Raw genomic sequence first — 10,388 nt, 5'->3', positions numbered from 1 at the left:
CCGTACACCGGGTCCGCTGCGAACTACCCGGACACACCTCGGCGGGCGTGCGCCGGACACGCCTCGGGATCTCCGCGGCATCGCCACGACCCCGCCCGCGAGGCGGCAGCCGCAAGACTGGTCCTCGCTCCGCACTACATCGGCCGATCCCGGGCATCGCTAGCATCAGCGTCTTGTTCATGTCGTCGTCGGAACGGAGTGTCCCGTGCGGGTAGTGGCAGTGCCGGCAATCGCCTTGGCAGGACTCCTGGTACTGGCCGGGTGCAGCGGCGACGGGGGCGGCGATTCCGCGACGAATGCGGCCACGTCCGCTGCGCCGGGCACCCCGTCCGCGTCCGCGGCGCCCTCGTCGGCCCCGGCATCCAGCCCCGCACCGGCCGCCTCCACCACGGCCCCGCCCGCGACTTCGGCCGCGCCCTCGTCCGCACCGGCCGGGTCCGCGCAGACCAAGGAAGGCGCGATCGCCCGGTACGAGGAGTACCTGCACGCCATCGGCCGCGAAGACCTCGACACCGCGTGCGTCATCGCCGCCCCGGCCGCCAAGCAGGCCGAGGCCATGGGCATCGGGCCGTGCAAGACCTCGCTGGGGATGATGGAGCAGATGATCGCGCCCGCGCAGAAGAAGGCCCTCCAGACCGCGACGATCGATCCCGCCAAGGTCGACGTGCAGGGCCCCGCGAAGGTCGAGATCCCGGCCTCCGCGATCCGGACCGCGGTCACGTTCACCTCGCGCGACCTGGGCGACTCCACCCTCGAATACCTGAACGGCGCCTGGTACATCACGGACTGACCGGGCCCGGTCCGGGCGTTGTCAGCGCCCCAGGTCGGCGGCCCGGTCGGCCAGGTGGCGCAAGGTCTCCTGGACCGCGCGGGCGTCCTGGCCCACCCCGCTGTACGTGATGTACACGACGGTACGGCCGTCCCGCAGCGCCACAGTGGCCCGCATCGGGCCGTACTCGCCGCCCGGGTCGAAGCAGGTGGCGGCGGCCGTCACGCCCGGCGGTACCGGCGGCTGCGAGCAGGTGATGAGGACGCCCCGGGTCCGGGCCGCGTCGTAGGCCGCCCGGGCCCGGTCCTCGCCGGACGGGCCCTCGCCGCCCACGCCGCCGAAGCTGGTCCATTCGATGCGCAGCGCGGCCCAGTTCCCGGTGGCGGCGGCCGCGTCGCCCGCTGCCCCGGGCGAGGGCCTGCCCGGCGGCTGTGCGGTGCACGAGGCCGACGACTTGGCGTCCTCGTCGCGGGATTCGGCGGCCGCCGGGGCCGGGATGCCCAGAACCGTGCGTTCGGCCGGGGTGACGGCGGTGCACAGGTCCGCGGGCGCCGCGTGGGCCCCGTCGCCCTGCGGGTCCGTGCATCCCGGTGCGGCGAAGGCCACGGCGAGTGCCGCCGCGGCCGGCAGTGCCGACCGTGCCGCTCGTCCCGCTCCCCCGTGCAAAAGCCGTGCCTGCCTTGCGGTCATGCGGTGCACACGTCGGCGCATTCCTGGTCTTCCCCCTCCGAACCGACCAGCGGGAAGCATGCCAGGGTGCCGCCGCGCGGGGGAAGGATTCGCCTGATTGACTGCGCGGATGAGCCACTATGACGTCGTTCGTGTGTTCTGCACCCCCGACGGGCGGCTGGGCAACCCGCTCGGCGTCGTGCGGGACGGCTCCGCGGTGCCCGGCGACGCCGAGCGGGCGGCGCTGGCCCGGCGGCTCGGGTTCAGCGAGACCGTGTTCGTGGACGACGCCGCCGCGGGCGTCGTGGACATCTTCACGCCCACCGGGCGGCTGCCCTTCGCGGGCTATCCGTGCGTCGGCGCCGGCCGGCTGCTGGACGTGCCGCAGCTGACGACCCGGGCCGGGGTCGTGCCGGTGCGCCGGGACGCCGCCGGACTCACCTGGATCGCGGCGCCCGCGGCCTGGGCCCCGCCGCGCATCCTCCGGCAGTACGCCACCGCAGCCGAGGTGGACGCCCTGCAGGTGCCCGGTCCCGGCTCCTGGATCTACGCGTGGGCCTGGGAGGACGAGGCGGCCGGGCGGGTCCGGGCCCGCGGGTTCCCGGGGCGCGGCGACGGCATCGACGAGGACGAGGCCACGGGTGCGGCGGCCATGCTGCTGACCGCGGAACTGGGCCGCGGCCTGGTCGTCACGCAGGGCCGCGGCTCGCAGATGGCGACCGCGGTCCGCCCGGGCGGTGTCGTCGAGTTGGGCGGACGCGTGGTCCTGGCCGGGCCCGGTAGCTGAGCGACGGCACGGCACCTGGCCTTGTCGCACCGTGCCGTGCCTCAGATGCGGCGCAGGTACGAGCCGCCCGGTTCGCCGAGCACCTCGCCGTCCCGGAACGCCACGCGCCCGCCGACCACGGTCGCCACCGGCCAGCCGGTCAGCCGGACCCCCTCGAACGGGCAGTGGTCCTGGCCGGACAGCAGCATCTCGGCGGTCACCTCGCGCGCGGCGGCCGGGTCGACCACGGTGAGGTCGGCGTCGAAGCCGACCGCGAGGCTGCCCTTGCGGCCCCACAGGTTGTAGGCGCGCGCCGGGTTGGCCGAGGCCGCCTCGGCGATGCGGGTCAGCGGGATGCCGCGCCGCAGGTGCCCTTCGGAGAACAGCACCGGGTAGAGCAGTGCGGTACCGCCGAACCCGGGGCGGGCGGGCCACAGTTCGTCGCCTTTGTGCTCCTCCATGCAGCACGCGTGGTCGGAGGCCACCCAGTCGACGCGGCCGTCCGCGACGCCGGCCCACAGCGCCTCGTTGTGCGCGCGGGTGCGGATCGGCGGGTTGACCTTGGCGCCCAGGCCGCCGCGCGCGTCCAGGTCGTCGTGGTCCAGGCACAGGTGGTGCAGCGTGGTCTCCAGGCGGCTGCCGGGCGTGCGCGAGGCGGTGGCCTTGTCGAGTGCCTCGGCACTGGACAGGTGCAGGAAGTTGATGTCGACACCGGTGTGCGCAGCCAGTGCGGCGGCCTCGGCGATGGCGACCTGCTCGGTGAGCGGCGGACGTCCCTCGCTGTAGGCGCGCAGGTTCTGCGGCTTGCCGCTGCGCTGCACGCGGTCGATGAACACCCGCATCAGTTCGGACTGTTCGCAGTGCAGCGAGAGCGACAGGCGCTTGCCGGGGTGGGCGGTCTGCACCTCGGCGATCTTCTCCATGATGAGGAAGAGGTGGCCGAGGTCGTACTCGTCGCCCATCGTGAAGGCGCGCGCGTCGCGGCTGTTCGCGGCGAGGTCGAAGCCCTTGTAGAACATGTAGTACTTGAACGAGGTCACGCCGTGCTCGGCGACGAGCGCGGGGATCTCCTCGACCTGCTCGACGGTCATCGGGGCGAGGTGGAAGCCGTAGTCGGCGAAGCTGCGGCCCGCGACGGCGTCCAGTACCTCGGGGAAGATCTCCTTGTAGGGGCCGGTCTTCTCCAGGTAGTGCTGCCCGGTGCGGAAGTACGAGAGCACCGTGGTGGCGCCGCCGACCAGGGACGAGCGGGTCTCCTCGTACGCGTCCAGGCCCATGTCGCGGTAGATGCCGATGTGGAAGTGCGCATCGACGGCGCCGGGCAGCACGGCCTTGCCGCGCGCGTCGAGCACCTCGGCGGCCTGCCTGGCCGGGATGTCCTCGGCGACCGCGGTGATCCGCCCGGCGGCGATGCCCAGGTCCGCGTGCACCTCGCCGTGGTACGGCACCACCAGTCGCCCGCCCTTGACGAGCAAGTCATAGCGCTGCATGGGGGATTCCTCTCGACGACCGGCCCCGGCCAGATGCGTACCGCTGAACGTAACGCCGTTCCGCACAATGGACCAGAGGTGCGGACCGCTGTACAGTCCGGAACGCCATTCCGCGAACCGAAACGCCGGGGGTGCCTGTGGCTCAGCAATCCGCGGAAGGACCTCTGTCGGGCACGCTGGTCCTCGACCTCGCCACCTTGTTCGCCGGTCCGCTGGCCGCCACGATCCTCGGCGACTTCGGGGCCGAGGTGGTCAAGGTCGAGCACCCGCGGCACGGCGACCCGTCCCGCCGGCACGGGCACGCCAAGAACGGCGTCGGCCTGTGGTGGAAGATGCTGTCGCGCAACAAGAAGACCGTCACCTGCGACCTTTCCACCGACGAAGGCTCAGCCCTGGTGCGGCGGTTGGCCGAGCAGGCCGATGTGCTCATCGAGAACTTCCGGCCCGGCACCCTGGAGCGCTGGGGCCTGTCCCCCGAGGTGCTGCACGCCGCGAACCCGGGCCTGGTGATCGCCCGGGTCACCGGCTTCGGGCAGTTCGGCCCGTACGCGGGGCGCCCCGGCTTCGGCACCCTCGCCGAGGCGATGAGCGGCTTCGCGGCGATCACCGGGGAGCCCGACGGCCCGCCCACCCTGCCGCCGTTCGGGCTCGCGGACGGCATCTCGGCGCTCACCTGCGCCAACGCGGTGTCGATGGCCCTGGTCGAGCGGACCCGCTCGGGCCGCGGGCAGGTGATCGACCTGGCCATCGTCGAACCGCTGCTGACCCTGCTCGGCCCGCAGCCGCTGTGGTGGGACCAGCTCGGCGTGGTGCAGGAGCGCACCGGCAACCGCAGCGTCAACAACGCGCCGCGCAACACCTACCGGGCCCGCGACGGGCGCTGGCTCGCGGTCTCCACGTCCAGCCAGAACATCGCCGAACGCGTCATGCACCTGGTCGGCCACCCCGAGGTGACCGCCGAGCCGTGGTTCGCCAGCGGCGCCGGACGTGCCCGGCACGGCGACGAGTTGGACGCTTACGTGGGCGGCTGGATCGCGGCGCGCGACAGTGCCGAGGTGGTCGCCGCCTTCGAGGCCGCGCAGGCCGCGGTCGCCCCGGTGTACGACATCCGCGACGTCTTCGCCGATCCCCAGTACCAGGCGCTGGACTCCATCACCACGGTCGACGACGACGAACTCGGGCCGCTGCGCATGCAGAACGTTCTCGTCCGGATGTCCCGCACCCCCGGTTCGATCCGCTGGGCGGGCCCGCCCGCCGCCGCGCACAACGCCGAGGTGTACGGCACGCGGCTCGGCCTCACCGAGGACGACCTGGCCGGCCTGCGCGCGAAGGGCGTGATCTGACGTGGCCTCCGCGACCTACGTCCGGCAGCTCGCCGCCTTCGCGACCGGCTGCCGGGACGGCGCCCTGCCGGCCGCGATCACCGCCGACGTCGCCGGACGCGTCCTGGACACCCTCGGCAACTGCCTTGCCGCGCACGCCGAACCGGGCGCCGACGCGGCCCCGCCGTGCTGCGCGCCGTGCGCCGCTGGGGCGGCACGCCCGAGGCGACCGTCATCGGCACCGGCGAGCACCTGCCCGCGCCCGCCGTCGCACTGGCCAACGGCACTCTCGCGCATGCCCTGGACTTCGACGACACCCACCTGCCGTCGGTGCTGCATCCCAGCGCAAGCGTGGTTCCCGCGGCGCTCGCCGCCGCCGAGGCCACTGGTGCCGACGGTGCCGCCCTCACTGCCGCGGTGGCCGCCGGCATCGAGGTCTGCAACCGGCTCGGCATGGCGTCCTATCTGCCCGAAGCCCGCAACTCGCTGTTCTTCGCCCGCGGCCGGCACGCCACCTCGATCTGCGGCACCCTCGGCGCGGCCGCCGCGGCAGGGCTCCTGTACGGCCTGGACGCCGACGGCATCGCCCACGCGCTCGGCATCGCGGCCAGCATGGGCTCCGGCGTCATCGAGGCGAACCGCACCGGCGGGACCGTCAAGCGCGTGCACTGCGGGTGGGCCGCGCACAGCGGCGTCACCGCGGCGGTCCTCGCCGCGGAAGGCGTCACCGGGCCGCCGACCGTCCTGGAAGGCCGGTTCGGGTTCTTCGCCGCCTGGCTGGACGGCCGGTACGACGCCGGCGCACTGCTCGACGGCCTCGGCACCCGCTGGGAACTCCCGAGAACGGTCTACAAGCCGTATCCCGCCAACCACTTCACCCATCCGGCCGTCGACTGCGCACTCGCGCTGCGCGCCGACGGCCTCACCGCCGAGCGGGTGGCCGGCATCGACAGCATCGAACTCGGCGTCGCAGAACCGGTGCTGCGCACGATCGCCGAACCGCGCGAGGAGAAGACGCAGCCGCGGTCCGCGTACCACGCGAAGTTCTCCGGCCCCTACACCGTGGCCGCCGCGCTCCTCGGCGGGGGTGGACTCGGCCTGGCGCAGGAGGACTTCGCCGCACTCGACCCGCGCTGCCTGGCGCTCGCCGCGCGCGTGCGGGTCGTCGCGGACGAGAAGGCCACCGAGCTGTTCCCGACCGCGTTCGCCGCCGTGCTGCGGGTGCGGCTGGCCGACGGCACCGGGCTCGAACACCGCGTCGACTCGTCCCGGGGCAGCCCCGAACACCCGCTCTCCGCCGCGGAAATCGCCCTGAAATTCACCGGCAACGCATCCCGCGCCCTGCCCGCGGACCGCGTCCGCCTCCTGGCCGACACCGCCCGCAACCTCGCCGGGCTCGGCACCGCAACCGACCTGATGGCCCTCACGAAGGTCCCCGGCCGATGAGAAGCGCGCTGTACGTCCCCGGCGACCGGCCCGACATGCTGGCCGCGGCCCGCGCCCGCGGCGCCGACGCGCTGATCGTCGACCTGGAGGACGCCGTCCCGATGCCCGCCAAGGAAGCCGCCCGCGCCGCGGTCGCCGCCTGGCTGGGCACCCTCCCGCCCGACACCGACCTGCCGCCCCGCGCGACGCGCATATGGGTACGCGTCAACCCCGGCCCGCTCGGCAGCCTCGACCTGAACGCCGTCGCCCTGCCCGCGGTCGCCGGGGTATGCCTCGCCAAGACCGAGTCGGCCGCCGACGTCGCCGAGGTGGACCGCCTCCTCGCCGACGCGCCGCGGATCGCGGTGAACCCCTTGCTGGAGAGCGCCGCGGCGATCCTCGCCGCCCCCGAGATCGCCCGCGCGCCGCGCGTCGCCCGCCTGCAGGTCGGCGAGGCCGACCTGTGCGCCGATCTCGGCGTCACCCCGGGCCGCGACGAGCGCGAACTGCTGTGGGCCAGGTCCCAGGTGGTGCTCGCCTCCGCAGCCGCCAAAATCGCCCCGCCGCTCGCCCCGGTCCGCACCGACTTCCGCGACCTGGCCGCACTGCGCACCTCCACCGAGGCCCTCAAACGCCTGGGCTTCCACGGCCGCGCCTGCATCCACCCCGCACAGCTCGCGGTCGTCCACGAGGTCTTCACCCCCACGGCCGGGCAACTCGCCGAAGCCCGCGACCTGCTCGCCCGCTTCGAGTCGTCCCCCTCCGGCATCGTCCTCGACCCCGCCGGCCGCATGGTCGACGCCGCAGTCATCCGCCACGCCCGCCGCACGCTGGGAGAAGGGCAGTCCGGCTGACTCGGGCACCCGGCGAGCAGATGCGGGTGCGCCCCCTTGGCCCCGGCGCGTCGCCCCTCGATGCTCCGGCGCGTTCTCCCCCAGGGTTTCGCCGTCCCCCGCCGCGGCTACTCGCACCGGGGCCCCGGCCGTCGGGCGGGGTTGTCCCCTTGAGGCGAGGAGCAGGTAGATGGCGGTCAAGAATGTGGTTCTGGTGCATGGCGCCTGGGGCGGGGCGGCGCACTGGCGGGGTGTGATCCCGTTGCTGGCGGCGCGCGGCTATGAGGTCACCGCGGTGGAGAACCCGCTGACCTCGCTCGAGGACGACATCCACAAGACCCGCACTCTGCTGGCGTCCCAGGACGGGCCGACGCTGCTGGTCGGGCACTCGTACGGCGGTGCCGTGATCAGCGGTGCGGGGCACGCCCCCAACGTGGCGGGCCTGGTGTACATCGCCGCGTTCGCGCCGGACGAGGGCGAGTCCCTCGGTGCGCTGCTGGCCCGCGACGGCGCGCCGCCGCCGCCGGACGGCCTGCTCAAGCCGGACGCCGACGGGTTCCTGTGGCTCGACTTCGGGATGTTCCACGGCGGGTTCTGCCAGGACGTCGACGCCGGCGAGGCGCTGATCATGGCGCGTACCCAGAAGCCCATCGCGGCCCGCTGCTTCGACGACAAGGCCGGTCCCGCGGCGTGGCGCGGCAAGCCGAGCTGGTACCAGGTCTCGTCCGAGGACCACATGATCCCGCCGGGCACCCAGAAGTGGTTCGCGGAGCGGATGGAGGCCCGCGACACCCTGACCCTGGACGCGGGCCACGCCTCGCTCGCGTCCCGTCCGGACGACGTCGCCGCGCTGATCGACAAGGCCGCGCAGGCGCTGTGAGCGCGGCCCGAAGGTGAACCGTCAATCAACTCCGCGCCCCCGCGCGATCGGTACCAAACCCTGACCTTCATGCCCGCCGGCGCGGCGCACGATGGAAAGTGCGGGGGCAAAGGAGATGGTCGACATGATGCTCGCCGTACGCTCACTCGAGTCCGCGGACGAGGTCCGCGATATGCCTCATGGCCACCTGGACGCCCTGAATATCGAGGGCCTGGAGTTCGGGCGGGCCCAATTCGAGCCCGGATGGCGCTGGTCCCAGGACGTGGGGCCGATCGCCGGGACCGGCAGCTGCCAGTTCCACCACAACGGCTTCGTGGCCGAAGGCCACCTGCACATCCGCATGGACGACGGCACCGAGGCGGATCTCGGCCCGGGCGACGTCTTCGTGTGCGACCCGGGCCACGACGCCTGGGTGGTCGGCGACGAGACGGCCGTGGTCTTCGACTTCGGCGGAGAGATGACGCGCTACGCCAAGCCGGCCAAGTGACGGAGACCCCGATCCGGCGATCCGGAAGGCGGGACTCCTGAAGCAGTGCCGCGAGGGCGGAACCCTTCGCCCCGATCCGCGTTAGTCTGCGCAGCACGGCCGGAACGCGGACCGATCACGCGCGCCCCGGCGGTGGTACGACGGTGAGACGGCGATCCATCCGACCGGAGGTGCTGTGCACTACCCGCTGACCATCCGCGACTTCCTCGACCGTGCGGCGCATGTCTACCCGGACCGCACGGCGGTGGTCGACGAGCCGGACCAGCCCGCCGCATCGCTCGGCGAGCTGACGTACCGCGACCTGGACCGGCTGGCCCGCGCGCAGGCCGCGCATCTGGACCGGCTCGACGTGCCGGTCGGCGCCCGTGTGGCGGTGGTGTCGCAGAACTCGGCCCGGCTGCTGACGTCGTTCTTCGGCGTGTCGGGCTGGGGACGCGTGCTGGTACCGGTCAACTTCCGGCTGTCCCGGCCGGAGATCGAGTACATCGTGGCGCACTCGGGCGCCTCGGTCGTGTACGCCGACCCGTCGTGCGCCGCGGTCCTCGACGGGCTCGACGTGAAGCACAAATTCGTGCTGGGCGAGGACGAGACGCTGTTCCTTCCGGACACCGAGCCGCTGCCCTGGTCGCTCGCGGACGAGAACGCCACCGCCACCATCAACTACACCTCGGGGACCACCGCGCGGCCCAAGGGCGTGCAGCTCACCCACCGGAACCTGTGGCTGAACGCCACGGTCTTCGGGCTGCACACCACGATCACCGACCGCGACGTGTACCTGCACACCCTGCCGATGTTCCATGCCAACGGCTGGGGCATGCCGTACATCGTGACGGGCCTCGGCGGGCGGCACATCGTGCTGCGCCAGGTCGACGGCACCGAGATCCTGCGCCGGGTCGAGCAGCACGGCGTGACGTTCATGTGCGCGGCGCCGGCGGTGGTCAACGCGGTGCTGGACGCCGCGCCGCACTGGCACGGCGAGATCCCCGGCCGGGACCGGGTGCGGGTGATCTGCGCGGGCGCCCCGCCGCCGACCCGGACCATCGAGCGCATCCATGCCGAGCTGGGCTGGGAGTTCATCCAGATCTACGGCCTGACCGAGACCTCGCCGCTGGTCACCGTCAACCGGCAGCGCGCCGAGTGGGACGGCCTGCCCCCCGAGGAGCGGGCCCGGCGGCTCGGCCGTGCGGGCGTCCCGGCCCTGGGTGTGCGGGTCGAGCTGGACACCGACGGCGAGGTGCTCACCGCGTCCAACCACAACCTGGACGGCTACTGGGAGCAGCCCGAGGAGACCGAGAAGGCGCAGGCCGGCGGCTGGTTCCACACCGGTGACGGCGGCCATCTGGACGACGAGGGCTACCTGGCGATCACCGACCGCAAGAAGGACGTGATCATCTCGGGCGGCGAGAACGTCTCGTCGATCGAGGTCGAGGACGCGCTGACCTCGCATCCCGCGGTCCGCGAGGTCGCGGTCATCGGCACCCCGGACGAGAAGTGGGGCGAACTGGTGACCGCGCTGGTGGTCGCCGACCCGGCGGTCAGCGCCGTGGACCTGATCGCGCACTGCCGGACCCGCCTGGCGGGCTACAAGTGCCCCAAGCGGGTCGAGTTCGTGGACGCCCTGCCCCGGACGGCCACCGGCAAGCTCCAGAAGTTCAAGCTCCGCGAACCCTTCTGGGCGGGCCACGAACGCCAGGTGAACTGACCCGCGTACGGCGGTGCACGGACGCCCGGCGGTCTGCGGCTGCGC

The 10,388-nt window shown here is 73.3% G+C and carries 10 protein-coding genes; 8 read left to right on the top strand and 2 right to left on the bottom strand.

Annotated features, from left to right (window positions below; translation table 11 throughout):
* The first annotated feature begins 205 nt into the window (after positions 1-205).
* Complete coding sequence (locus LZ495_RS24230; protein WP_235054966.1) at positions 206-790, top strand: hypothetical protein; 585 nt, start codon at positions 206-208, stop codon at positions 788-790.
* A 21-nt stretch (positions 791-811) separates the two neighbouring features.
* Here LZ495_RS24230 and LZ495_RS24225 read toward each other — a convergent pair whose 3' ends face one another.
* Positions 812-1,459: a hypothetical protein gene (locus tag LZ495_RS24225; RefSeq protein WP_235054965.1), complete on the bottom strand. Its 648-nt coding sequence runs from the start codon at positions 1,457-1,459 to the stop codon at positions 812-814.
* 109 nt (positions 1,460-1,568) lie between these two features.
* Between LZ495_RS24225 and LZ495_RS24220 the strand changes: the two genes are divergently transcribed.
* Positions 1,569-2,225 carry a PhzF family phenazine biosynthesis protein gene (locus LZ495_RS24220; RefSeq protein ID WP_235054964.1) on the top strand — a complete coding sequence of 219 codons (657 nt, stop codon included), beginning with the start codon at positions 1,569-1,571 and terminating at the stop codon, positions 2,223-2,225.
* A gap of 41 nt (positions 2,226-2,266) precedes the next feature.
* Here LZ495_RS24220 and LZ495_RS24215 read toward each other — a convergent pair whose 3' ends face one another.
* Positions 2,267-3,694, bottom strand: coding sequence for a dihydroorotase (locus LZ495_RS24215; protein ID WP_235054963.1), 1,428 nt, complete (start codon positions 3,692-3,694; stop codon positions 2,267-2,269).
* A 137-nt stretch (positions 3,695-3,831) separates the two neighbouring features.
* On the opposite strand from LZ495_RS24215, the gene LZ495_RS24210 reads away from it, so the two are divergent.
* The 6 genes from LZ495_RS24210 to LZ495_RS24185 all read left to right on the top strand — a co-directional run bounded on the left by LZ495_RS24210 (position 3,832) and on the right by LZ495_RS24185 (position 10,343).
* The gene (locus LZ495_RS24210) at positions 3,832-5,037 is read left to right on the top strand and encodes a CaiB/BaiF CoA transferase family protein (protein WP_308268621.1); all 1,206 of its coding nucleotides are present in this window, start codon (positions 3,832-3,834) and stop codon (positions 5,035-5,037) included.
* Between the two features lie 165 nt (positions 5,038-5,202).
* Positions 5,203-6,462, top strand: a complete 1,260-nt coding sequence (locus LZ495_RS24205; RefSeq protein ID WP_235054962.1) for an MmgE/PrpD family protein — start codon at positions 5,203-5,205, stop codon at positions 6,460-6,462.
* Positions 6,459-7,295 carry an HpcH/HpaI aldolase/citrate lyase family protein gene (locus LZ495_RS24200; protein ID WP_235054961.1) on the top strand — a complete coding sequence of 279 codons (837 nt, stop codon included), beginning with the start codon at positions 6,459-6,461 and terminating at the stop codon, positions 7,293-7,295. Before LZ495_RS24205 ends, LZ495_RS24200 begins: the two co-directional genes overlap by 4 nt.
* Before the next feature lie 169 nt (positions 7,296-7,464).
* Positions 7,465-8,154 carry an alpha/beta hydrolase gene (locus tag LZ495_RS24195; protein ID WP_235054960.1) on the top strand — a complete coding sequence of 230 codons (690 nt, stop codon included), beginning with the start codon at positions 7,465-7,467 and terminating at the stop codon, positions 8,152-8,154.
* Positions 8,155-8,281: 127 nt separating this feature from the next.
* Entirely contained in the window at positions 8,282-8,641 is a 360-nt protein-coding gene (locus tag LZ495_RS24190; RefSeq protein WP_235055024.1) for a cupin domain-containing protein, read from the top strand.
* 175 nt (positions 8,642-8,816) lie between these two features.
* On the top strand, positions 8,817-10,343 hold the full coding sequence (locus LZ495_RS24185) for an AMP-binding protein (protein WP_235054959.1): 1,527 nt from the start codon (positions 8,817-8,819) through the stop codon (positions 10,341-10,343).
* The last annotated feature ends 45 nt before the right edge of the window (positions 10,344-10,388 follow it).

Origin of the sequence: Yinghuangia soli (assembly GCF_021502675.1) — a bacterium.
Lineage (GTDB): Bacteria > Actinomycetota > Actinomycetes > Streptomycetales > Streptomycetaceae > Yinghuangia > Yinghuangia soli.
Note: the sequence above shows the minus strand (reverse complement) of the source record. Positions and strands in the feature narration are given on the sequence as shown.